Annotated in this window: 20 protein-coding genes; 14 read left to right on the top strand and 6 right to left on the bottom strand. The window is 50.9% G+C overall.

All coding sequences use genetic code 11. The features are described 5' to 3' along the window. The first annotated feature begins 436 nt into the window (after positions 1 to 436). Entirely contained in the window at positions 437 to 1,183 is a 747-nt protein-coding gene (locus tag GA004_RS04385) for an RraA family protein (RefSeq protein ID WP_283396085.1), read from the top strand. A gap of 329 nt (positions 1,184 to 1,512) precedes the next feature. Next, positions 1,513 to 3,543, top strand: coding sequence for an FG-GAP repeat domain-containing protein (locus tag GA004_RS04380; RefSeq protein WP_283396084.1), 2,031 nt, complete (start codon positions 1,513 to 1,515; stop codon positions 3,541 to 3,543). 225 nt (positions 3,544 to 3,768) lie between these two features. Here GA004_RS04380 and GA004_RS04375 read toward each other — a convergent pair whose 3' ends face one another. Beyond that, a complete protein-coding gene (locus GA004_RS04375; protein WP_283396083.1) occupies positions 3,769 to 4,797 on the bottom strand; it encodes a Gfo/Idh/MocA family protein in 1,029 nt (342 codons plus the stop codon). Positions 4,798 to 4,842: 45 nt separating this feature from the next. On the opposite strand from GA004_RS04375, the gene GA004_RS04370 reads away from it, so the two are divergent. The 8 genes from GA004_RS04370 (at position 4,843) to lsrF (ending at position 13,188) form a co-directional block, all read left to right on the top strand. Continuing rightward, positions 4,843 to 5,094: a hypothetical protein gene (locus GA004_RS04370; RefSeq protein ID WP_283396082.1), complete on the top strand. Its 252-nt coding sequence runs from the start codon at positions 4,843 to 4,845 to the stop codon at positions 5,092 to 5,094. A 347-nt stretch (positions 5,095 to 5,441) separates the two neighbouring features. After that, positions 5,442 to 6,473, top strand: a complete 1,032-nt coding sequence (locus tag GA004_RS04365; protein WP_283396081.1) for a sugar phosphate isomerase/epimerase family protein — start codon at positions 5,442 to 5,444, stop codon at positions 6,471 to 6,473. Positions 6,474 to 6,529: 56 nt separating this feature from the next. Then, on the top strand, positions 6,530 to 7,351 hold the full coding sequence (locus GA004_RS04360) for a sugar phosphate isomerase/epimerase family protein (RefSeq protein WP_283396080.1): 822 nt from the start codon (positions 6,530 to 6,532) through the stop codon (positions 7,349 to 7,351). Between the two features lie 194 nt (positions 7,352 to 7,545). Next, positions 7,546 to 8,295: an AraC family transcriptional regulator gene (locus GA004_RS04355; protein ID WP_283396079.1), complete on the top strand. Its 750-nt coding sequence runs from the start codon at positions 7,546 to 7,548 to the stop codon at positions 8,293 to 8,295. 168 nt (positions 8,296 to 8,463) lie between these two features. After that, entirely contained in the window at positions 8,464 to 10,239 is a 1,776-nt protein-coding gene (locus GA004_RS04350) for an SDR family oxidoreductase (protein WP_283396078.1), read from the top strand. Positions 10,240 to 10,375: 136 nt separating this feature from the next. Beyond that, positions 10,376 to 11,371, top strand: a complete 996-nt coding sequence (locus GA004_RS04345) for a dihydroxyacetone kinase subunit DhaK (RefSeq protein WP_283396077.1) — start codon at positions 10,376 to 10,378, stop codon at positions 11,369 to 11,371. Between the two features lie 131 nt (positions 11,372 to 11,502). After that, positions 11,503 to 12,135: a dihydroxyacetone kinase subunit DhaL gene (gene dhaL, locus GA004_RS04340; protein WP_283396076.1), complete on the top strand. Its 633-nt coding sequence runs from the start codon at positions 11,503 to 11,505 to the stop codon at positions 12,133 to 12,135. 177 nt (positions 12,136 to 12,312) lie between these two features. Beyond that, on the top strand, positions 12,313 to 13,188 hold the full coding sequence (lsrF, locus tag GA004_RS04335; RefSeq protein WP_283396075.1) for a 3-hydroxy-5-phosphonooxypentane-2,4-dione thiolase: 876 nt from the start codon (positions 12,313 to 12,315) through the stop codon (positions 13,186 to 13,188). A 225-nt stretch (positions 13,189 to 13,413) separates the two neighbouring features. Here lsrF and GA004_RS04330 read toward each other — a convergent pair whose 3' ends face one another. From GA004_RS04330 to GA004_RS04315, 4 genes are read right to left on the bottom strand one after another with little or no spacing between them, the layout of a single operon-like run. Further along, positions 13,414 to 14,904, bottom strand: coding sequence for a sulfatase family protein (locus GA004_RS04330; protein WP_283396074.1), 1,491 nt, complete (start codon positions 14,902 to 14,904; stop codon positions 13,414 to 13,416). Between the two features lie 4 nt (positions 14,905 to 14,908). Next, positions 14,909 to 16,393, bottom strand: coding sequence for a sulfatase family protein (locus GA004_RS04325; RefSeq protein ID WP_283396073.1), 1,485 nt, complete (start codon positions 16,391 to 16,393; stop codon positions 14,909 to 14,911). A gap of 28 nt (positions 16,394 to 16,421) precedes the next feature. Continuing rightward, positions 16,422 to 18,179: an arylsulfatase gene (locus GA004_RS04320; protein ID WP_283396072.1), complete on the bottom strand. Its 1,758-nt coding sequence runs from the start codon at positions 18,177 to 18,179 to the stop codon at positions 16,422 to 16,424. A 53-nt stretch (positions 18,180 to 18,232) separates the two neighbouring features. Further along, on the bottom strand, positions 18,233 to 19,987 hold the full coding sequence (locus GA004_RS04315) for an arylsulfatase (RefSeq protein ID WP_283396071.1): 1,755 nt from the start codon (positions 19,985 to 19,987) through the stop codon (positions 18,233 to 18,235). Positions 19,988 to 20,461: 474 nt separating this feature from the next. Between GA004_RS04315 and GA004_RS04310 the strand changes: the two genes are divergently transcribed. From GA004_RS04310 to GA004_RS18125, 4 genes are all read left to right on the top strand, one after another. Continuing rightward, positions 20,462 to 21,568, top strand: a complete 1,107-nt coding sequence (locus GA004_RS04310; protein WP_283396070.1) for a phosphoribosylaminoimidazolesuccinocarboxamide synthase — start codon at positions 20,462 to 20,464, stop codon at positions 21,566 to 21,568. A 129-nt stretch (positions 21,569 to 21,697) separates the two neighbouring features. Further along, positions 21,698 to 21,958: a type 1 periplasmic-binding domain-containing protein gene (locus GA004_RS04305; protein ID WP_283396069.1), complete on the top strand. Its 261-nt coding sequence runs from the start codon at positions 21,698 to 21,700 to the stop codon at positions 21,956 to 21,958. A gap of 128 nt (positions 21,959 to 22,086) precedes the next feature. Further along, a complete protein-coding gene (locus GA004_RS04300) occupies positions 22,087 to 23,493 on the top strand; it encodes a sulfatase family protein (protein WP_283396068.1) in 1,407 nt (468 codons plus the stop codon). A gap of 122 nt (positions 23,494 to 23,615) precedes the next feature. Continuing rightward, positions 23,616 to 23,732, top strand: coding sequence for a hypothetical protein (locus GA004_RS18125; RefSeq protein WP_425492892.1), 117 nt, complete (start codon positions 23,616 to 23,618; stop codon positions 23,730 to 23,732). Here the strand turns inward: GA004_RS18125 and GA004_RS04295 are convergent. Continuing rightward, positions 23,687 to 24,418 carry an SLC13 family permease gene (locus tag GA004_RS04295; RefSeq protein ID WP_283396067.1) on the bottom strand — a complete coding sequence of 244 codons (732 nt, stop codon included), beginning with the start codon at positions 24,416 to 24,418 and terminating at the stop codon, positions 23,687 to 23,689. The genes GA004_RS18125 and GA004_RS04295 overlap by 46 nt on opposite strands. Between the last annotated feature and the right edge of the window lie 241 nt (positions 24,419 to 24,659).

The raw sequence follows: 24,659 nt of genomic DNA, 5'->3' as shown, positions 1-24,659 counted from the left end.
TCTTCGTAATCTTGATGGGGAAAGGTTATCTTAGCAAATTCGGATTGTTGATATGTTAACCGGACCATAGAAAAATGTTTTTTCGTCTGAAACTAGGGCATGTGGCCAAACTTGATACATTGGCTCAAATCATAAGGTTCCCTTTAAGAAGATGTCCAATAATTCTGGATTGTATACACTCCCTAATGTGGGGCTCTGCTTGGGGAGACAGCGTGTGGAGATTTCTAGCTTCTTCTGCGGACGCCGTACGCGACGCCCCTACTGATTTTTGACTTTAAAAACAACCTCTAAGGTTTGATTCGGCAGTCAGGCCCTGCGTCTAATTGCGATACGCTCCGCGTATCTGCTTGTCCGGTCAACAAACCAGTACAGGCTTCTTGCTCCCGACACGATTTCCCATCTGGTTGGGCTTTCGGAGAAATCTTTCATTCACACTATGACACTTCCGCATTCGACACTCTTGCAATTGAAACGCTGGAACACTCCTACCATCTATAATGGTTGGGAGCAAATTACCCAGCATGATGTAGCTCAGGACGGTTTTAACCGAGAGCCTCTCACCGACTACATGTCCGAAATGGGGCCCATGATTGGTTATGCGGTAACCGTAAGGATCGAGCCCTCGAAGAAAGCACATGTTGAAGCCAACCCAAACGCCTGGGCTGAATATCGTGAATACGTGGCAGGTATCGAAGGTCCGAAAGTTGTTATTGTAGAGGATATGGATAAGCCGGATCTGGTAGGCGCGTTCTGGGGTGAAGTGAATAGTAATATTCACAAAGCACTAGGCTGTGTTGGGACCATAATTGATGGGGCCATACGAGATGTCGATGAAATGAAAAATGCGGGCTTTAAGGCACTCGCTCGGGGTATGTGCGTGGGCCATGCCTATAGCGTGCCAGTCGAGTGGAACTGCGAAGTAGATGTGTTCGGAAGATCTATACAACCGGGACAATTGATTCATGCGGACAAGCACGGATTCCTTGCAATACCGCCGGAGGATGAAGAAGCTCTATTGGATGCATCCGTCTTTATGGATCAAAATGAATGCAATACTGTGATTCCTGCTGCTCGTTCGAGCTGCGGGAAACCCGCATCTGAAATCCTACATGATATCAATGTAGCGGGCAACGCGTTTGGCGAAGCGGTTAAAGTCCGATTTGGCGGCGAAGGAGAGTGGTAGTTCGGAACCCTATTCAATCTTTAATGAAACGCTTGAATCCACGAAGAGCAATCCATTGATTACTTAGTCGAAAACCGTGCAGGAAGCACTGGCGTTTGCCATGGAAATTAAGGATGAGGAGAGGAGATTATCGACTATAACGTGAGCGATGATCTGGTTCCAACCATTGAATACGACGAGGAAGGAGACTATCAGTTATTCGAGTACCCAGAAATCGATTACCTACCGCTTCGAATTCTGCGTCAAGAGAGACATTACGGTTGCGGGCAACAATGATCTTAAAATTAAATCCTGACATCCTTCGGGAAACGATCATTGTCTTTGGATAGATGGACCTCAGAACATACATCGTCTTATTGGTTTCCAAATTTATCTTGGTATGCATCTGCCTGAAATCGGCATCCCCGGTCGCCGCCCAAGATGGAAAGACCAGTACCATCGACGTATCGATAGCCAGTGGCCAACCTCTCCTGGTCGGCGGCAACGACGGGATTGGCCCCCTGGCTTCAATCGGGATCAGTTCCACCCCACTGGGCTCCGCTTACATATTTGGAGGCGAGCGACCTGATATTTTTGTCAGTTCCGACCGTTGGTATCCAGGCTTTCATCTTTACCGGTGGGTGCGCGACACGCCGGACGGGATACCGGTTTTCTCCCAACCGATGGAGGTCGATGTTTCAGAACTTCCAAAATTGAAGGACCACAGTTTACAGGATCATGCAGTGGCCAGCTATATCTTCCAAACCCCCGATGGGGCGGTCTTTGGAATCTGGGTAAGTCATACAGAATTCTTCCTGGCGAATTTCAATCGAGATCACATGCGTTTTGATGTCGTTTCCAAGACTAGACTGTCCGGCTTGCCAAGAACGCCGCGCGCGGCGACGGGTTTACTCAATGAGGATGGGCAGTTGGAAATGTTTCTGAGTGTTTCAGATGGTGTTAATTACAAAGCTGCGGGTAGCCATCGTTTGGCTGCTTACCGGCCTTTTGACGGATCCGGTATCTGGATGGGTGGCATTCCCCGCGATGCAGTTTACGGGGCGTCTCTTCCCTTTCCAAACGTTCCACAGAACCTACGTGCCCGGGAAATCATCACCCATAAGAGAGGCGGGCAATTCGGCATCAATGGCATGACGATCATACGGGACAACGGACTGCCAAGACTCATCGTCGGAACACTGCTGGGCGGACTACACAGCTATTCAGATCTCCTGCCAGTCGATGAATACCGTCCTCGCGAAAAAATGCCCCTCGTAGATGAACACGGCATCTCCCTTCGCCACCCCGAAACGTGGACTAATGTCATCGCTTACCCGCCTAGAGAATCTTCCAATTTGGACCTTCTGGCTTCCGGCGAAGGGGGAATGTATTACTATCAGAGAATCCCTGATCACTTCGCTTTCAAACCCATGGGTGAAGTCCAACAGGTGTCGGCTGAGTTGTTCGGTGGAACGCTGGTAGTACCCACCGTCGTCGATTGGAACGGAGATGGCAACCTGGATATTGTTGCCGGGAATTCTCATGGCTTCTTCCTATTCTTCGAAAACGTATCCAAAATTAACCGACCTATATTTGCTCCACCACAACGCATTGCAGCTGCCGGAGAGCTAGTGCACATCCAGGGCCACTACAGCAGCATACAGGGGCCCGGCGAAGCTCGATGGGGTTACACTTGCCCAAATATTTACGACTGGAATGGCGATGGCCTCCCCGACATCCTTATGAATGACGTTCGTGGTATGCATAGCGTTTATATCAATACCGGTTCGAAGACCCAACCCCGACTGGCCTCAGCCAAGCCACTTTACCTAGACGACCTGGATATGCACGGTTCCTGGCGAACACGTCCCGGCATCGATAACCTGGATGGCCAGAACATCTACATAACCTTGGATGATGAGGATCAATTCCACCTGTATACACAAGTAGACGCGTTTAACCTGAGGGATGTCGGCAAACTGCGACTGGAGGACGGCTCTTTCATCAGCGCCAATTTTCTGGAAGCCGGAGGTCGTGGACGCATCAAGTTCGAGTGCGTAGACTGGGATCAAGACGGGGACTTTGATCTCATTGTCGGCACACCGCGACACAGTACAGTTCCGGTAGCTGATCAGAGTGGATTGCCTTGGTCGAAAAACAAAGCGGGGGCGGCCGTGCTATTTCTGGAAAACAAAGGATCCAATCAACAGCCGGTCTTCGCCTATCCCAAACTGATGCATCACCGAGGGGAGCCTGTTCACCTCGGACAACACGCCTGCTCACCCGCAACAGCTTTTTTCGGTGGCAAGCCAGACTTGGTGGTCGGCACCGAAACGGGACGACTCATCTACTACCAACACGAGAACATTAGTTGGGAATAAGGAACGCTTCACCACACTCGTTAGATCCATTGAGCTGCATACTCTGAAGCAGACAAGCGAAGCGGGGAAAGGTAGGGCTCGCTGTGCCCCCGCTCCACCGCAGATGTAGCAATACCCTTGCAGCGCGGCATAGAGAAAGAGCTAGCCCTACGGCCGCATGTAGTAGAACGGGACCAGTCTTCGCCTTACAGACTGCGCCCAGCACGCGCTCTCACCCTAACTCCCTCAACCGAGCGGCAACTTAATCTGGGTGCCGTTATGGGCAGAACGGATTCCCGCCTCCACAATCTCCTGAGCATCCCGAGCCAAGTCGGCTCGGCAAAGAACGGTCGAGTCAGTCCCTCTTCTTACAACCTCCGCGAAATGCCTGGCGGAGTTTTTCAGCCCGGAGTCCAGTTCTGGAACGTCTACTTCCGTTCCATTGGGATTGTCTTTCGTTGCCCAATACAATTTCCCATCCGAGCTGGGATATACAAGCAGCGTCCCTTTAGAACCATAGATCGTTGTCTCGTAGCTCGTCAAATTTCCAATTTGAGTCCAGGAAGCGGTCGCGGTCGCGATCCCTCGAGGGTATTTCATCACAACCACCCCACTGTCCTCAACAGCTAGAAAATCTTTGGCCTTACCGCCCTCCGTTCCTGTAACCGAGTCGGGCATGCCCATTAGCGCTGCCGCCAGAACCGCTCCATAGCAGCAATAGTCCATCATAGCTCCCCCTCCATTACGCTCCGCATCGAACAGCCAATCGCAAAAATACTCTGAGCAGCCGAGTTCTTCGGGTCCACAATGAGCCGCCCGGTAGGTGACGCCTCGAAGGTCGCCGAGCTCGCCATCGAAGGCCATCTGCAAGGCCTTTTGAATTTGAGGCCACCAAGCGATTGGCCAATTGACCACCAGCTTAACTTCTCGCTCTTCCGCCAAGCTCAACATACGCTTGGCGTCCTCCAAACTGGCCGCAAGCGGTTTTTCGATGAGCACGTGCAATCCGCGCTCCATCGCTTGAATCGCGAAGTCGGCTCCTTGCAAGTTACTTCCGAATACATAAGCCGCGTCGATGGTCTCGTTTTCCAGCAAGGCCTCTACAGAACCGTAAACCGGACATCCGTAGGTTTCCGCAAACCGACCTGTCAGGGCATCGATCGGATCTGCTGCTGCAACCAATTCCATTTCATCACAAGCGACAAGAGCCTCCGCTTCGCCCCAAATATGATCATGACTCAACCCCAATACTCCGATTTTCAGTTTCTCGCTCATAATACCTCAATGTGAATCAACGAGATTTCCCACAACCAGAAAGTCATGGATGAGCTACTAAAGCCCGACGACCCCATTTCAGATTCGACCGTGCGACGGATCAAGGATGCGAGCGACAAGGTCCTTAAATGTATGTTCTTCGCCGACGAAGCCGATATTCCGAAGATCGAGATCTCTGGCTCTGCCTTCGCCCAGACTTTCCACGCACGGGAACCCAAAGACTCCAAAGGGAGGTCACTCTACCAATTGAGGGCAAACCGCCGCATGTTCCGCTATCCTTTCGGTTACATCGTTTGAACCGAAACCTTCAAAAATCTGCCGCAAGACGCGCTTAACTACACTTGGGCCAAAATCGAAGGCATTTTGGATCCAACTATCTGACACAAGGGCTATATCCACTCGCCTCGAAGCGACAAAACCGTTATCTTGGATATTTTACTAGAAACCCATCCTTCGGCTACAGAATATTGGAAGTGACGGATCTCAGGTAAGGCGACCGCTTAAACAACCCGGTTGAGATGGGCCTTTCCCGTCAATTTACGAGATTTGAAGACATTTCTGCTTAGAATGTACAAGGGATTGCTCAATCGTTACAATATGGGTTGCCCAAAATGGATTATCCTCATTTGTTTTCGAAATACCTTATGAATTATCCCAAACTCCATAACGCCATGTGGCCCGGACTCGTCGGTAAAGGCGGCGACGAAGAAGGTGCCGAACCACCCATCAGTCTTGATCGCATGCTGGAATTAACAGCGGGTGCCGAAGTAAACGGACAGAAGTTCGAGGGCATCGACTACTTCCTCTTTCATCCGCACACCGATCCTGACGCCAGCGACGACGAACTGAAGGCAGTCGCGGATAAGATCTCCGGTCACGGATTCACCGTGGGATCGCTGGTAGCTCCCGTCTGGCCTGGTACCGTTGGTGACTCCGCCATGGGCGATGACGAACAGCAACAGAAGTTTCTGACGGCGGTCGAAAAGGCCTGCCGCATCGCCAAAATCTTCAATGACCACGGCGTGCGCAAGTATGGCGTCATCCGTATCGACTCCGCCGAGGGCGGTATCGAGAAATGGCGCGAAGATCCCAAGGCCAACACAGCACGCATCGCCGATACCTTCAAGAAAGCCGCCAAAATTGCCGCAGATCATGGCGAGCGCTTGGCCGCCGAAGGCGAGATTTGCTGGGCGGGAATGCATTCCTGGAAGGACATGCTCAATCTTCTCGAAGAAGTAGGCATGCCAGAAACACTCGGGTTCCAATGCGATCTGGCCCATTCCTATCTCTATCTCCTAGGCTACAATGCGCCCGAACATGCCCTTTTGCAGGAAGGCTATAGCGACGAGGACTTCGACGCCGCCTATAAAACGATGACCGACGCGCTGCGTCCCTGGACGATCGACTTTCACGTTGCCCAGAATGATGGCAGTGTCCACGGCACGGGCTCGCACGACAAAACCGGCAAGCACTGCCCAGCAGACGACCCAAATGGTAAGCTAGACATCGTCAAGTGCTCCGGCTACTGGCTCGAAGGAGCCAAGGAACGCGGCATCGAGCATATTTGCTGGGACGGCTGCATGTTCCCGAATGCAATGCTGGAAACCCCCACTACCTGGAACACAATTCTTAGTGCGATGGTTGACGTTCGCAACGCTCATGGCTGGAGCGCGTAAAACGCGTATCCAACAACTCTTCACAAATCTTACACCCCAACTAAATTACACATAATATGGCTAACATATCATTAGGAGCAGAAGTATACACCTGGTTCATGCGTGAATCCGGGGCCGCCTACGAGAACCAGCTGGGACATATGATCGAGATGGTTGAAAAAGCGGGATTTGAAGGCATCGAGCCGATGCATTTCTGGATGGGTGACCTCACCGATCCCGTCAAGCTCGCCGACAAACTCGCCCAGCATAATGTAAAACTTGCCGGTATTGCTCTCGTTTGCGACTGGAACAACCCCGAAGAAACCGACGATGAGAAACGGCAAGCCGATGACGCGATCGAAATCCTGAAAAAATTCCCTGGATCCCCGCTTTGCACGGTTCAGATGCCAACCGGACGTCACGACCTAGAACAGCGGCGCCTTAATCTCGTCGCCAATGTGAACGCGGTTTCCCGCAGGGCACACGATGCCGGACTTCGCTGTTCCTTCCACCCGAATTCACCAGATACCTCCATCAACCGCACCGAAGAAGACTACGCTGTCATCCTGAACGGGCTCGATTCGAGCGTGACGGGATGGACTCCTGACGTGGGACACATCGCCAATGGTGGTATGGACCCACTCACGAAAATGAAAGAGTTCAGCTCCCTCATCAACCACGTCCACTACAAAGATTGGGATGGAAATCCCGAGTGGACTTTGATGGGTGAAGGGAAAGTCGACTTTCCTGGAATCACCCAGTGGCTCGTCGACCAAGACCTAGATGGTTGGATTATCTGCGAAGACGAAGCAGATAAGGCCATCGAAGATCCAGACGGAGTCACCCTCCACGACGGCAAGTACTGCCAAGAGAAGCTGATTCCAATCATTAACGGATAAAATCCCCTGGGGATTTCGAATTTCAAGCCCCGCAGCCCAAAAGCTGCGGGGCTTTTTGAATTTCCACGTGAGCCGTAGATGCAATCTCAACTCCAGATCATTCGCCTTGCGATTCTTGGATGATGCTGGTTTTTTCTTCCTCCCAATAATCTCGCTTACCTGCCCTTGGCGAATTTAAGCACAGATTGAATAGGATGAAGAAACAATCCCGCGGCAACGACTCTCTTTCCCAGTTCATTATAGACAACGGGATCGTGAATACCGGGCAATTGCTATTCGACTGCATTCCCGGGCTCCTATTCTTTGTCAAAGACGCCAATCGGCATTTTGTCTACGTAAACCAGGAGCTGGCTGATTTTATGGGGCTGAAGAACAAGAGCGAAATCGTGGGAAGACCCGATTCCGATTTCTTCGCGGACGATATCGAGAAAAGCTACGCCGCGGATGACAAACGGGTGATCGAAGAGGGGTACATCGTTAAAAACAAGGTGGAACTCATCACAACGTCACAACGCCTCATCCAATGGCACATCACCAACAAAGTTCCTCTGATCAATCGTCAGGGAAAGGTCTGCGGATTGGCGGGCGTAACCAGGAAATTTGAAGGAAACACCAACGCGCTCCACCGATCCGCCCTCGATCGATCCATACAATACATTGCGTCGAACTATGCTCAGGAAATCAAGCTGAAGGATCTCGCTAAAGAGTGTGGCCTCTCTCTCAGCGCCTTTGAGCGGCACTTCAAGAAGAGCTTTCACCTTACTCCTATCCAATACCTGAATCGCTACCGTATACAGCAGTCTTGCGCAGCCCTAAGCCAAACCGACGCGCCGATTTCGGCAATCGCCATGGACTGCGGCTTTTACGATCAAAGCCACTTTACCCGGTCTTTCCTTAGCGTTTTGCACACGACCCCAGCGGCCTATCGCAAACGGTATACCTAAGTCCTTCGCGGCAAACCTCCATTCCCCATCTCTCCAATCCTCTCAATGCCGTTTTCGTACATATCATTGCGGAAAAAGTCCTAGCGTAAATTTACCTTTTCCCCAATAATCTAGACTCAAAATCAACCTAACGCCCTCAAACCCCAAGAAACCGTAAACGTTTAGAATATGCAAAGCCAGTGGAACAACGAGGATGCCGCCAAAGTTGAAAACGATCTTCTTTCGCTCCGAGCCTACGCCACCGCTACCTTTTCCAAATCGGTTACCGGGGTGCCTCTCTGGGGAACGGTTAAGACGACGTCGCGTGATGTTTTTGGAGAAGACCGTACCCATCTCTTTATACCACAAGTTGGGAAATACATCGGCCTCGATAAGGAACGGCTCGTGAAACTGGGACAGCTGGATTGCTTGCCTAGCCAAGAATTGCCACTTCAGCTCTCTCTTTGCGGAGAACTCCAGCCAAGCCAAGCCCCCACCGCCGACACGCTTCTCCATGCCGCAATCCCTTCTCGCTTCGTCGACCAAACCTGCTCCTCCGCCACTTTGGCTTTAGCAAATCATACAAACGTGAAATCTCTCACAGCGGAGATTTTCGGCAATCGAGTCGCCGTCTCCCCTTCCAAGAAAAGCCGAGCGGAACAGGTAAAAGCGATTCTGGCCCTTCTCGACAGCTCCGAGCTAGAAGGGATTCTTGTGCCAAATCTGGGACTTCTCACGTTCAGCGACGAAGCGAACGAATGCCACGAGCGAACAGTGACTTTAAATGCCGCTGCCGAGGCTTATTTCGAAACCACGAGCACTGCGACTGAACCTAAAGAGGCCACTGCGACCCAGACCATGGAAATCGCCACGTTGCGCCAATTCGTATCCAACAAAAAGGGACACGCGTTAATTGCGGTTCACGACGAATCTGCTTCCTCTCGATCGCTTGCGGGTAGTGAAACCGCACAATCGCTCGGAGCAGTGACCGACGGTAATCATGAAGGGTCTCTCTCCTCGGACGCACCTGTCCACACCATCCTCTGGCCCAACAAAGGCATATTTGGTTTCGGACAAGACAAGCGCGAAGCCAGAAAAGTCGCTCAATTTGCGACTCAAATCGGCGAAGCAAAACTTCTTGCGAACGCAACTGGGGGCTGGGTGGAAACTACCATTGCTGGTCCCGAAGCTTGCTCTTCTCACGAAGGGCTCCTCCAAGGGAAAATTGCCCTCGTATCCGGTTCAGCAGCGGGGATCGGTTTGGCGACTGCAACCACGCTAACAGAAGCGGGAGCCTGCGTCATTGGGGCAGATATCAATCCGGAGATCAATTCGATCATGGAGGGAATTGGGGCGCTTGGCATCACGGTCGACCTCACACAGGAAGCCCAGGTCGAAGCTCTCATTGAACGAATCATCCGCGAGTTTGGGGGACTCGACATCGTCGTATCCAACGCGGGGATTTTCACTGCGGGAGCCTACCTGGAAGATATGGAACAGAATAACTGGGAGCGAAGCATGGCGGTCAACCTCACTAGTCACCAAGTGCTACTCAAACATGCCATACCATTCGTTAAGAAAGGGATCGACCCAACCATCATCTTCATTGGTTCCCGAAACGTCAACGCTCCTGGAGCCGGCGCCGCCAGCTACTCCTGCGCAAAAGCGGCCTTGACCCAGCTCTGCCGCGTGGCCGCGCTGGAACTGGCTCCTGAAGGAGTGAGGGTAAACATCATTCACCCGGATGCCGTTTTCGATACCAAGCTCTGGACCAAGGAAGCCCTCGAACGTTCTGCCGAACGCTATGGAATTACGGTGGAACAGTACAAAAAGCGCAACCTCATGAAAACGGAAATCACCTCACGAAGCGTTGGCAACACCGTCGTCGCCCTCGCCTCAGACGCCTTTGCTAAAACCACCGGAGCTCAAATCCCAGTCGACGGTGGGAACGACCGGATCATTTAATCCCTTCCACGAATCAACCCTAATCGTCTAACAATTTCCGTTCTCTCTATACTTTATTAATTTTAAAACCACTGATTCGCGTTGATTCCATTCGTGAATATTCGTGATATTTGAGGGTACTAAAATTTATTCCTAAATGAAAAAATTACTCAACGATCCCAATCAAGCCGCAGCGGAACTCATCGATGGCCTCGTCGATTACTACAACGGTAGCGTAACCAAAGTAGGTCCTGGCGCGATTGCCCTTACCGAAATCGCATCTGACAAAGTCGCCCTCCTTGTCGGAGGCGGCACCGGACACGAACCGATCTACCACGGCCTTATCGGACCTGGCATGGCTGATGGAGCCGCATGTGGGGACATCTTTGCCGCTCCTCCTCCCAATGTCATCCTTGACGCTACGAGAGCTGTAAACAAAGGCCAAGGGGTCCTTTTCCTCTACGGCAACTACGCGGGTGATGTCATGAACTTCAAGATCGCCGCTCAGCTCGCTGCCGCGGAAGGAATTCGGGTTGAAACTGTTTTGATTTGGGACGATGTCGCGTCTGCTCCTCCCAGCGACAAAGAAGGCCGGCGCGGTATCGCCGGACTCATTCCGATCGTAAAGCTCGCGGGAGCTGCGGCCGACAAAGCCAAGGATCTCGACGAACTGGTCAGTCTTGTAACACTAGCCCGCGACAACACGCGCTCCGTCGGTGTCGCCCTTTCGCCTGGCTCAATCCCCGCAACGGGAATGCCCACTTTTGAACTCGATGAAGATTCTATCGGCATCGGTATGGGTATCCACGGCGAGCAAGGAGTCGGGGTGGAAAAGATGATGACCGCGGACGCCTTGGCCGACAAGCTAGTCGATCTCATCTTGGCCGACGATCTTCCCATCGGATCGGGAGACGAAGTACTCGTTCTCATTAACAGCCTAGGCTCCACCACTATGATGGAATGCCTCATTGTCTTGAAACGGGTCAAAGCCATCCTAACCGAAAAAGATATTAAGATTTACGACGTCCTTCTGGGACCACTGGTGACTTGCCAGGAAATGGCCGGACTCTCCATCAGCTTCACCAAGCTCGACGACACGCTAAAACCTCTTTGGGATACGCCGTGTTCATCCCTCGGATACACAAAGCTCTAATCAGCTCAACCTACCTCAGTCATGAATCACACTGCACTCAGGTCAAAGGTAGGGCTGCTTATCCCTAAGCAACCGTATTTTAGCTGCTTAAGGATAAGTAACCCTACCCTAGCTATTACACACACCCAACTATGACCGACCGCACCTTAAGCCCCAACGAAGTTAAAGAAATGATCCTTTTGATTTGCGATAAAATCATCGCAAGTGAGGCCGAGCTCTCCGAAGCCGACCGCAAGCTAGGTGACGGTGACCATGGCCTGGGAATGCAACGTGGGTTCACAGCCGCCAAGGCACAGATCGAGGCGCTCGATCCGAAATCAGTAGGCGAAGTGTTCTCCACCACCGGCATGGCCCTGATGGCTTCAATGGGTGGGGCCTCGGGAGCTGTCATGGGGATGCTCTACCAAAGTGGTGGCACGGCTCTCAACGAATGCGAAGCCCTTGACCCTCCGGGGCTCTCTAGGTTTCTCGATGCGGCCCGAGATGGAGTCTGCAATCTGGGAGGAGCCAAGCCAGGCGACAAAACCATGGTCGACGCACTTGCCGGAGCTCAGGAAGCGGGTCAGGCTACCGTAGACAAATCGCTTTCCGAAGCATTCGCCGCGATCGCAGCCGGAGCTACCGACGGCATGGAGAAAACCAAGGCCATGATCGCCACAATGGGACGTGCCAAAACGCTTGGTGAAAAATCAATCGGACATCCCGATCCTGGTGCCTTATCCGTATCCATAATGTTCAACACAATGAACGAATACGTAAATTAGTAGCACAGTGCTTAAGCCTTCGTAATTTAGCAAATTCACCCATTCCACAGCTGCTCAGGCTATAGAAACTGAGCTACAAAGAATCCAAAAAATATAAACTAATAATCAGCATCCCTCGTGCACGATAACACCATTTCCTAAACAACTAAATTCTCAACATAATAACCCTCTATAAAAATGGCAGATCTAGACGACATCAGAGACGGCGACAATTTCGGGCTTAATACACCCGCTGATACCAACTCCTTTTACCTAAAAGGAATGAACAGCACTGACTGGGGTATAAAGAATCGCATGTCGCGCATTTTCAACCGTAGATCAGGGCGCACTGTTATGCTCGCGTTTGACCACGGCTTCCTAATGGGGCCCACTTCAGGGCTCGAGCGTATCGATCTCAATATCGCTCCTCTCGCCGAGCACGCAGACTGTCTTATGGGAACTCGTGGAATGATCCGCTCTTGTATCCCAGCTGACAATACGAAACCGATCTGTCTTCGTACCGACACCGGAACGACTATTCTCACTGATATGAACCATAATGTCCTCCTCGATGAGGCGGAAGCAATCAGCATGAATGCAACGGCCATGGCAGCGATGATAGCCGTCGGAGATGCTGCTACGGAAGCCTCGACGATCGCCAACATCAGTCGTCTCGTCGATATAGGGAACAAGTACAGCATTCCCGTTATGGGAGTAACAGCAGTGGGCAAGGACATGGTTCGGGATTCTCGCTACTTCAGCCTCGCTGCTCGAGTTTGCGCTGAGAATGGTGCCAGCATCGTCAAGACCTACTACACGGAAGGATTCGAAAATGTGGTCGCCGCTACTCCGGTTCCTGTTGTGATCGCTGGTGGAAAGAAGCTTCCGGAAATCGAAGCTCTAGAGCTTGCATACAACGCTATCCAATGCGGGGCTGCTGGCGTCGACATGGGCCGCAACGTCTTCCAGTCCGAAGCCCCTCTTGCTATGATCAAAGCGGTTGCGGGAGTGGTTCACGACGGACTAAAACCTGCGGAGGGGTTGGAGCTCTTCAACGACCTTAAGAACGCATAGGGAAATCCGTCGCAACTTTAATTTTCAAAGGCTGAACCTGAGGGTTCAGCCTTTTTTGCTCTTCTCTTCTTTCCTTTGCCCATTCACGCCTATAGCGATGCTAAATCTACTGTTCGGCTAGATCTGAGACTTTCTAGAGTTGTGATACGGACACAAAAAAGCAGTTTGCGCGGTAATCGCTACTTTAATGCAATCTCAGAACCCAAAGCTCGCGACAATTAATACCTAACGGCTCCTACCGTTGCTCATGATTTCGAGCGCCCTTCGTTCTAAGGTTTGGGCAATTTCTGAATTTTCCCGATAGAGGTCAGTCTGCTCTATCAAGTCCTCCTTCAGGTTGTAGAGTTGCCAGGGCCTATCAAATCGTTTTCCAGAAGGCTTTTCTCGTCCTCCTGAACCGTTTCCTAGAATCAGCTTCCAATCGCCGTGGCGGATTGCGAACATGGCCCCACCCGAATGGTGAATAACTGGGGCTCGCTTCCAGCCTTTATCTTTACCCAGAAACAATGGAGAAAAATCAAAGCTATCTTGAGCAGCCACTTTTGCATCCGGAATACGTCCTCCGGCAACCGATACAGCAGTTGCGAAAAAGTCAGTATGCGTAATCGTCCTTCCCGAGGCGCTGCCCGGTTTCACTTTACGAGGCCAGCGTACGAGAAAAGGAACACGATGCCCCGCTTCCCAAATGTCAGCCTTTGTTCCGCGACGTACTCCATTCGCCGTGTGGTGCCCTTCAAAATAACCTTGCACCGATTCATCGCTCACGTGGTCTGGCTTCTCACTATCTTGATAGCGGTACATGTAAGATCCGTTATCGCTGGTGTAGATCACTAGAGTGTCGTCCGATATCCCTAATTCGTCTATGGTACCCAAAATCTTGCCCACAGTCTCATCCACTTGCATGACAAAATCACCATAAGGCCCCAAACCGCTTTTACCTACGAATCGAGGGTGTGGCAGCGCTGGCTTGTGAGGAGCCGTTAAGGGAAAATACAAAAAGAAGGGCTCGTCTTCTTTTGAACGTTCAACGATGTAATCAGATGCTTTGATAGCCAGTTGATCTAAGCAGTCGATAATCGAAAAATCCGAACCCAGTTCTCCTTTTCTTAAAAAGGCGGGAAACTTCCTGGCGGGTTGCTCTCTATCCGGCTGACCTGTGATCTCATGCCCTTCAATGTAAATATAGGGTGGAAAATCTAGCGACGCAGGAATCACATACGAGTAGTCAAATCCTATGTCTATCGGTGAATAATCCAATTTCTTCGACCAGTCCCATTCGCCATTCGTCTTTTGGAATCCCAAACCAAGGTGCCATTTTCCCACCACACCCGTAGTGTAGCCTTCCCTACGGAGAGCAGATGCAACCGTTTCACGATTGGTTTCAATAAGCGGAGCTCCATAACCGTTGAGGACCCCTCGTTTTAGTTCGCTCCTCCAACAGTAGCGACCAGTCATGACTCCGTATCGGGTTGGAGTGCAAACCGACGATGGGGAGTGGGCATCCGTAAAAGTCATTCCTTCGCGGGCCAATTGATTCAAGTGAGGGGTCGGAATTCTAGACTCTGGATTTAATTCCTGAATATCACCATAGCCCATATCATCGGCCATAATGAAGACTATGTTCGGCTGAGCCTGAGACTTCTGAGTTTGCTGCCCCCCGGATCTAGTGAAGAAGAGAACAACGGTGAGAACAATGAGCACGGATCTATAATTCATTCATTTACCAAGTCAGCTGTTTATCGTTAGGGCCCAATTTCCCTACCGATCGGATCCCCGTTCCCGTCGTCTTTGTCAGCTTATCGCCCAATTCCTTTCGAAATATTTTTGCGGCTTTTAAAAGCTCAGCGTACACTTCTGGATACTGATCGATTACGTTAAGCTCTTCGCCAGGATCATTCGCTCGGTCATACAATGCTAGCTCTGCCATATTCGAATCGTATTTCACCGGCAATCCACTGGTTCCACCAGGGCGACCATTCAAGGATCGATAACTATGCGGGAACACCAGTTTCCATCGATCATTTCGTATCGCTTGAAGCTCCCCGTGATGGTAATGCGGGAAAAACTCATGGGGAGAGCGAGCACCCTTCTCTGCGAAAACAAGGCCGCTGATATCCTTGCCGTCAATTTTATGCTGCGGCAAATCCACCCCGATAAGTCGGGCAACTGTCGGTAGTACATCGATCGTAGAAGCCAGTTCATCGCAATTCGTATTCGCTGGAATCCTACCTGGCCACCAAAAGAGCGTTGGAACACGAACTCCTCCATCAAAGGAAGTCTGCTTCGATTCACGGTAAGGTTCCGCTGATCCGGCATGATCTCCATAACCCACCCACGGGCCGTTGTCACTCGTGAAAATCACTAGTGTATTATCCTCTAGATCATTCTCTCTCAGGGCGGCGATCACGGTTCCGATTCCATGATCCAATTCCATAACGACATCGCCAAACAATCCCGCACCGCTTTTTCCTAGAAACGCGTCACTGGCAAAAAGGGGCACATGCACCATCGAGTAAGGGAGATAGAGGAAGAATGGCTGATTGTGTTTGCGTTCGATAAAATCGACGGCCCTCTCCGAAGCCCACCGGGTGAGATACTTCTGATCTTCTCCAGTTACGTTGGCGTCAACAACACGATCGTTTTCCACCAATGGCAAATCCGGATACACTTCACGGCGTTTGGGATCGTCAGCTGCGAGGCCCTCATATCGCGGATGCCAAGGCCACATGTCATTCGAATACGGTATCCCATGGTACTCATCGAAACCCTGGCTAGTGGGTAGGAACTTTGGATGATGTCCCAAATGCCATTTCCCGTAGATAGCAGTCGCGTATCCTTTCTGCTTACACAATTCCGCAATCGTCACTTCACTAGGATTCAATCCATCTTTTGCTTTCGGGCTATAGGCGCCGTTAACCCCTAGACGAATATGGAACGTTCCTGTCATCAACGCTGCCCGGGACGCAGAACACACAGGTGCGCTAACCATGAAATCCGTAAAACGTCGACCTTCGGTGGCCATTCGATCCAGATTTGGCGTGGGGTAGTCACGGGCGCCGAACGGTCCAATATCCGCATAGCCCATATCATCGATAAAGATAAGCACAATATTCGGGGGCCTCTCGATCTGGGCAGTTAGCGTATTAGAGTAGTAAACACACGCAAAACTAATAAGTACGATAATAGATCGTCTAGATAATCTCATATTTTAAATTCGGGATCAATATTGGTCCTCAAGAATCCACTCGATGGAACATCAGGAGCCGCACTTCCATAACTTGATTACCTGGAATATCTAGTGCTTTCAGCTCCAATCGGTTCCGACCTTTCTTTAATTGGATGACGCCCATGTCCATCGCTTTAAATTCCTTCACGTAGGACTCACCCTTCCGTACGGCTCTATCTTCCACAGCTCCTCTCATGGGATTGTCGAATGCCTCGGTAACTTCGCCCTTTAGTCGGGAAGTTCCGAACGCCAACTCAAACGTAGACCCCACATCATCCTCGGGGCAAGTGTAGTAAACTTCGACCTTGTAATCACCCGCTGTCAAAACTTCCGCATCCCAGAAAATGCGGTCCTCCAACTGGGTCCAGTTGGTGAAGAAAGAGCAGTTTGGGGCCCTGCCAGATCGCTCTACCCCTCCCGCAAACTGACCATCTCTCGCCGGAATCTGAGTGAAGTCCAAGACGGGATGCCCAATTGTAAAGGGTCTGTTGTCTGGTTCCGCAACCAGAGAAGCCACATCCCTGTCAAAAGTCGTTTGTGCCGCCACCATCCGTTTTAAAACGTCAGGAAACTGACGGCTAACATCTCTTCTCTGACCGGGATCGCTATCCATATCGTAGAGCTTTCCATTCTGGTCCAAACGAAACCGCTGGTTCCGAATACTGGTTTTGCCTTTGAAATGGTTCACGTAGAGCCGATCAGGCCAACTTACACCATTCCTCAACATCAGGGGTCTTAAGCTGACCCCATCCAATGGAAGCGTACGGTATTTTTCGATACCTGCTAAATCGGTTAGCGTGGGAAGCAAGTCAATGGTTCCGGCAATCCGGTCAATCGTTCGTCCTCCTTCTAGGCCTTCGGGCCAGCGGATAAAAAACGGAGACCGCACCCCACCCTCATCAACGCTCCCCTTTCTTCCTTTCATATCCGCATTCCAGCGATACCCATTGGGACCATTGTCACTGAAATAGATTACGATCGTATTCTCCGATAACCCGAGATCCTCAAGTTTGCGAGTCACTCGACCGACATTCCAATCAATGTTCTCACACATGGCGAGAGCCGCTCTCGAATGTTGCAAGTCCTCTTTGTCTTCGGGCCTCGCTCGCAGGCCGAGATCGTTGTCTTCGAATTTCTTCCAGAACCGACCCGGTACCTGCATGGGTGAATGGGGCGTATTGTAGGGAAGATAGACAAAGAACGGCTCATCCTTGTTTGTTTCAATGAAGTCCATCGCTCGATTCGTAAAGTCGTCGATGACAAAGCCATCTCCTTTTACGATCTCGCCATTGTGTTCCAGCATCGGACTGTAGTAGTTGCCCCAATGCCCAGAGCAGAATCCGTAATACTCATCGAATCCCCGTGCGTTTGGATGGTAAGGGGGTTGCATTCCGTTGTGCCACTTTCCGAAGGCCGCTGTCTTGTAACCGTTATCTCGGAATATCTCAGCGATGGTGACTTCATCGAGGTCCAGCCTTTCTTCCCCCCGACTGGCAGATCGAACACCACCACGAGGATTGTAGCGTCCTGTTAGAAACTCGGCTCTCGTAGGCGAGCAAATAGGGCACACATAGAAATTCGAGAATTCAATCCCTTCATTGGCAAGGCGATCAATATTAGGCGTATCCAGATTTGTGTTTCCGTGGATACTAAGGTCTCCCCAACCTTGGTCGTCTGTGAGGATGATGACCACATTGGGCTTGGTGGCACCATTCGCGGTTGGGACTAATAAAAGGAATAGGAGTGATAAGGACCAAGACTTCATTTTGTAAAAATAATTTCTGTGCAGTTAGTTCCGTGTTCCTTCGTGAGCAGCTCCTATTGCACACGGGTTAGCATTAATAGCCGGAATTCCATGACTTGGGAGCCTGGCATATCGAGAGCGGCTAACGTGAGCGTGCCTTTCCCTTTCTTAAGTTCTATAACGCCTAGATTCATGGTCTTGAAATCCTTTACGTAGGACTCCGTTCTTGGATGACGGTCATTCTCGCCGCCACGCACCGGCGGATCATGGGCTTCGGTAATTTTCCCCGTTAATTCGGCTTCATTAAAACTGAGCTGAAAGGTGGAACCCACATCCGCCTTGGGGCAGGCATACTCGATCTCCACTTGATACTTTCCACTTTCTCCGACTTTCGCGACCCAAGTAATCGTGTCCTTAGGGTCTACCCAATTCAGAAAATACGAGCAATTGGGGAAACGATTGGATCGCTGAATCGCCCCATGAGCGATTCCGTCACGCGCTGGAATTTGCGTGTATTTGTAATCTGGATGAGCAATGATAAAAGGACGGTTATCTTCACCGTAGCCTTTCATGCTGTTCTTCTTAAAACGATCTATCGCCGCCTGTAGTCGCTTGGCAATGTCCAGCTTGTCCGCAGAAATGTCCTTCCGTTGACCGGGATCTCGCTTGATGTCGTAGAGACCTCCGTCGCTTCCCAACCGGTAGCGCTGGTTGCGGGCGCTGATCTTGTCCTTCCAGTTGTTGATGATAATACGGCCTTTCCAATCGGGATCGTCTTCGAGAAGTAGCGGCTTCAGGCTGCGTCCATCGAGACGCTTCTTGTTCACGGTTTCTATTCCCGCCAAATCCGCCAGAGTCGGATGCAAATCAATCGCCGCGCCAATGGGCTCGATTACCTTTCCCGCTTTGAACTGAGCGGGCCAACGCAGATGCATAGCGGTACGAACGCCCCCTTCATCTGTAGAGCCTTTACGCCCTTTCATGTCCCCATTCCAGCGGACCCCATTGGGTCCGTTATCATGAAAGTAGACTACGATCGTATTATCGGCAATCCCGAGGGCATCAAGCTTGTCCAACACACGACCTACATTCCAATCGATATTTTCGCACATTGCTAGAGCCGACCGAAGATGGGTCATGACTTCCTTTTCTGAATCCCGGTTTCGCATCACAATCTCTTTGTCCTTAAACCGATCCCAATACTCTCCGGGCACCTGCATAGGAGAGTGTGGTGTGTTGTAAGGCAAGTAGGCAAAGAAAGGCTGGTCCTTGTTTTCCTCCATGAAGGCCATCGCTTTGTTGGTCAGGTCATCGATGATGAATCCTTCTCCCTGGACAATCTTTCCGTTGTGTTCGAGCGGAGGCGAAAAATAGTCCCCCCAATGCCCTGAGGCGAAACCGTAATACTCGTCGAATCCTCGTCCATTCGGATGGTAGGGATATTGCATTCCGTTGTGCCACTTGCCAAAGGCACCAGTGACGTAACCTGCGGCCTTGAACGAATCGGCAATTGTAACTTCGTCGAGATCCATCCGTTCACCACCCGCGGAAGTACTATAAACCCCACTACGAGCATGGTAGCGTCCTGTCAAAAACTCCGCTCGGGTCGGTGAACACACCGCGCAAACATAGAATCGATCGAAGCTGATACCTTCCTTCGCCAGCGAGTCAATGCGCGGCGTATCTAGATTCGTATTCCCATTGATACTTAAATCACCCCAACCTTGGTCATCCGTTAGAATGACTACGACATTCGGCCGATCTTGGGCACCCGTCGAAAGGAGACTTCCTAGAACTAATAAAATCAAAACTGAGGAATATTTTTTCATGATAACAATAATGCTTTGGAATTCGATATCGGCATTCAAGCAGGATACGCTCGTAACTCGCTTGCAGGATCCCGCTTCGCGTGAACATGACTAAATCCACGATTTCTCATCCTATTGACGAAGCTGCATGCCCTTGGCACAATATAATACATGCCAAAACAACAACGAAACGAGAGCTCATAAAGGGGAAAGTTATTCAAGGTAGCTACTAAATTGGTAGTGGTTCTCCTTCGAAAATAACGTAGAGCAACAGCACTTTTGAAAGACGCAACACGTTGCACACTAGTTTCAGCCAAATCAAGTAGTTTGGACAGGAATCTTCCCAAGGATCGTTTTCTTTCAACGCCCTCATAAGTCTTCCAACCCCGATCTTCCTCTCCTCTTTCCTCTATTGCCAAGCCGGAATAGGCCGTTCAACTTTCCCCACGTGCCTAACCGCAACCACAGAATTACCGTCAATCGCGACTTCCACACATGAGCCTTGCTGACAAAGTACTAGAGGTTAACAACGACCTTCCTATTCGCACCGACGAGCCTGTTCACAGCGGTAAAGTACGCTCAGTGTATTGGTTAACGACGGAGGACAGCGCTCGTCTTATCAAAGAACGAAACTACCCCGTAGCGGCCGACGCAGCACTAGCAATCATGGTAATCAGCGACCGCATTTCAGCCTTCGAATGTATCTGGCAAGGCAAAGGCGGCATGCGTGGCGTGCCCGGCAAGGGAGCTTCCTTGAACGCGATTTCCAATCATTGGTTCAGGCTATTCCGCGAGCAGGGCCTCGCCGACAGCCACATCCTGGAAATTCCCCATCCGTTCGTCTGGATCGTGCAAAAGGCGCGTCCCGTCATGATCGAAGCAATCGCCCGTCAATACATCACGGGTTCCATGTGGCGTGCCTACGATAAGGGAGAACGCGATTTCTGTGGCATCTCCGTCGCTGAAGGACTCCGTAAGGATCAGAAGCTGCCCGAATTGCTGATCACCCCTTCGACTAAAGGAATCCTCAAAGGAATCCCCGGTGTACCGGAACAAGACGATGTCAACGTCACTCGCCAGGACATCCTGGACAATTTCGAGGCGTTCCGATTTCGAAGCAAGGCCGATGTCGATGTTTACGAGAAGCTGCTATCCGACGGGTTTAATCTCATAAGCAACTCCCTCGCAGCACTGGACCAGGTATTCGTTGATACCAAATTCGAGTTTGGCTACGTCTCCGACAGGGACGGCAACGAGAAACTCATTTATATGGATGAGGTGGGCACGCCTGATTCTTCGCGCATATGGGACGGACTCAGCTACCAAGCGAGCAAGGTGGTGGAAAACTCTAAAGAGGGTTTCCGCCAGGCGCTACTCAAACACTTCCCCGAACCTGATATCCTGTTGAACAAATCTCGCATTGAGGAACGCAAAGCCCTAGCGGCGGACAACGAGCTACCACTTGAGATCATAATGGGCGTATCCGAAACCTACACTCAAATTGCCCAGAAAATCACCGGCTCGAAGATCACCTTGTCCGACGATCCCAAAGCGGTAATCATAGAAATTCTTCGGAACGAATTTGGGTTGATTGGAGAGTAAATAAATCAAGCTCTTCATGCTCCCCTGAAACGGGATCACTTGTCTCGGCGTATCCCGCAATCGCGGGAGAAGACGGAAGCAAGGGAGTGAAACAATCCGGACTGCGTTATCACCTTGGGGAACGATGCCATGAACTGGCTAATCGATGAAGGGATCCGGTGCCCTGAGGATGTCGGACTATTCTCAATATGGGCGATCGAAGGAGAGCCCCCTCAAAATCACCGTCACTTTAACGTCAGCCTAGAACTGCTAGCGAAAACTGCGATCGAAGAACTCGCCGATCGACTGAATTCAAACACGAGAGGCATTCCCCTAAGACGTCGAAGCATACTCCTTTCCAGCGATCGCGTGTATCGGCATAGCCTCCGCCCTGTAGCCTCTAATAAATAGTAGAAAACAAATTCAACTTGTCCAAGACAAATTGAATGGCTTTCATACTAGCGTCGACCATCACACTAAGCATTCAATAAAACTGACAACCCTATCTCTCGCTCCGTGAACCCTCAAGATAATAGAATTTGAGCCAAAAACCTAATGTAGTATTCGTATTCGCCGATCAATTTCGAAGACAAGCTACTGGATTTGGTGGAGAGACGAACATCCAAACACCACACTTAGATTGTCTCGCGAGCGAGAGTATCGATTTCGTCAATGCGATATCTGGAACGCCTGTCTGCTGCCCTGCTCGAGCATCGCTATTGACCGGCCAATATCCACATCATCACGGCGTCATAATCAATGACGTCCCTATGGATCCGAACGCGGAAACGATGGGCAAGCTCTTTTCCAAAGCCGGCTACGATACCGGGTACATCGGCAAGTGGCATGTTAACGCGAACGGGCGCAGCTCCCCTATTCCAGTCGATCGCCAGCATGGCTTCAAATATTGGAAAGCCCTTGAATGTAGCCACGACTATAATACATCTCACTATTTCGAGGGTTCTAGCACTGTAATGAAAACCTGGGAAGGGTACGACGCGATTGCCCAAACGGATGATGCTATTTCCTTTATAAAATCTCGCAAAAAAGACAGCCCGTTTCTCTTAACCCTATCCTGGGGACCACCACACGATCCCTATGAGACCGCCCCTCAGCAATACCTAGATCTCATTAACGAGGACATGATTGTCTTACGGGAAAACGTACCTGCTAGCGAAGCAGACAAGGCACGAACACTCCTCAAAGGTTATTACGCTCACATCCTCGCCCTTGACGAGTGCCTTAATTCATTGATGGAGGCACTGGACGAGGAGAGTCTGGCTGATGACACGATCCTAGTGTTCTGGTCGGATCACGGCGACATGCTTCTCTCTCACGGGGAGCTTTTCAAACAGCGACCTTGGGAGGAATCCATTCGGGTTCCGCTTTTGATTCGATTTCCGCGACGCTTTGGTCCAAGGGGAAAACAGCCTCCCGCGTTCATCAATACACCCGATATATTGCCAACGCTTTTAGGACTGTGCGATATCGATATCCCAGAGAGTATCGATGGAACCGACTACTCTACCTACATTTCCGAATACATCACCGCATCCGATTCGCCTGTCAGCTCGGCCAATGAGAATAAAGCTCCAGCGGACTGCGCCCTGCTCGCCTGCCAATCTCCCTTCGGTCAATTTACTCGAGAGGTCGGAGGTCGCGAATACCGGGGGCTCCGTACATCCCGTTACACCTACGTTCGCGATTTAGACGGACCCTGGCTGCTATACGAAAATGACAGCGATCCCTACCAACTCACCAATTTGGCAAAGGATGACACGAAGAACGAGTTGATCAAGGAACTGGATACGCAATTGTCTCAAAAGCTTGCCCAACACGATGACGCTCTCCTACCGGGAATCGAACTGCTTAAGAAGTTTCACTACGCCGGTGATGTGGATGAAACCGGAACGATGCCATTTTTCGACGAATGGAATCCTGCTTAGATATCGATCGTATGAAGCCAGCTGAAACCCCCACTAAATCCCAACCACAAGTCACCCTACTGCAAAAGTTCGCTTAAGGGTTCGGAGCCTGAGGCTCTTCCGCCGGTGGGCACCTTGTCGCCATGCTCGGATTGGCAAGCGATGACTCAACCTTCGACACGCACCCGGTCACAAAGAGAGCGTCGTCTAAAGTTCAGGCAGCCTGTAATTGGTTTGGCCCTACCGTTTTTTTCGAATGAACGACTTTTACTTCCGCAGAGCTGAAACCTTTCCTAGGTCCGTCCGAAAACACGACCGGCTTTGAAAGCTTTTCGATCTCCGGCGGGTAGAACCAAATGAGCACCTTCCGTGAAATTGGGATTAAAATAAACACCATCGGAACCCCAATCGCCATCCACTTGAGAAAGGGGACCGTGCCGCCTCCCAAATCAGACAGCAGCACTAAGCCCATAATATTGATAGAGCTTCCTGCGGGTGTAGCCACTCCTCCAATCAATGCGGCTATCGTAATGCCCAGTATGAGTACCTTGCCCAAATTAGACTCGCCCGGTGTCAATCCCTCTTTCCTTAGAACCCCAAGAGCAAGCGTCATCCAAATCGCACAGGCAGGCACATCGGACATGATCGATGAGATAGCCGCCGTACCGAACATGAACGCAAAGACCACATTCTTTGTATTGGTTCCGGACCGCTCCAGCAGCCAATGGGCGAATCGATGATCGAGCTTTAGGTGACGAATGCAGGCTGCGAACAAAAACATCGCCAAGACAAAAAAGAAAACCGGGCTAATGAAATTGACGGACGCCTGCCTCAGGGTCGTCACCCCGATAAACGCCTGACCGGCTATCGCGATGATTGCAGTAACCGATATAGGCAATGCCTCGGCCACCCACAGATTGAGACAGGATACCGACAGGGCGATCAACCGGTGACCCTACACGCCCAGCGAGTGTGAAGACGGGAACGCCCCCAGCGCAATCAAGCACCCTTTCTAGCTGTTCGGCGCCGACAAGCCCGAGATCGTTTCAAAGTCCTTCATGGGGAAGTCTCCAACAAAAGGGCATCCGATAGAAATGGAAATTATATTTTACCTGTTTTGCGTATTGGACGGCTGACAAGGGTAACTTTTCCCAATGGCGAGGTCAAAATATTCTAGCTATCACCCC

The organism is Candidatus Pelagisphaera phototrophica, assembly GCF_014529625.1.
Classification (GTDB): Bacteria; Verrucomicrobiota; Verrucomicrobiia; order Opitutales; family Opitutaceae; genus Pelagisphaera; species Pelagisphaera phototrophica.
Note: the sequence above shows the minus strand (reverse complement) of the source record. Positions and strands in the feature narration are given on the sequence as shown.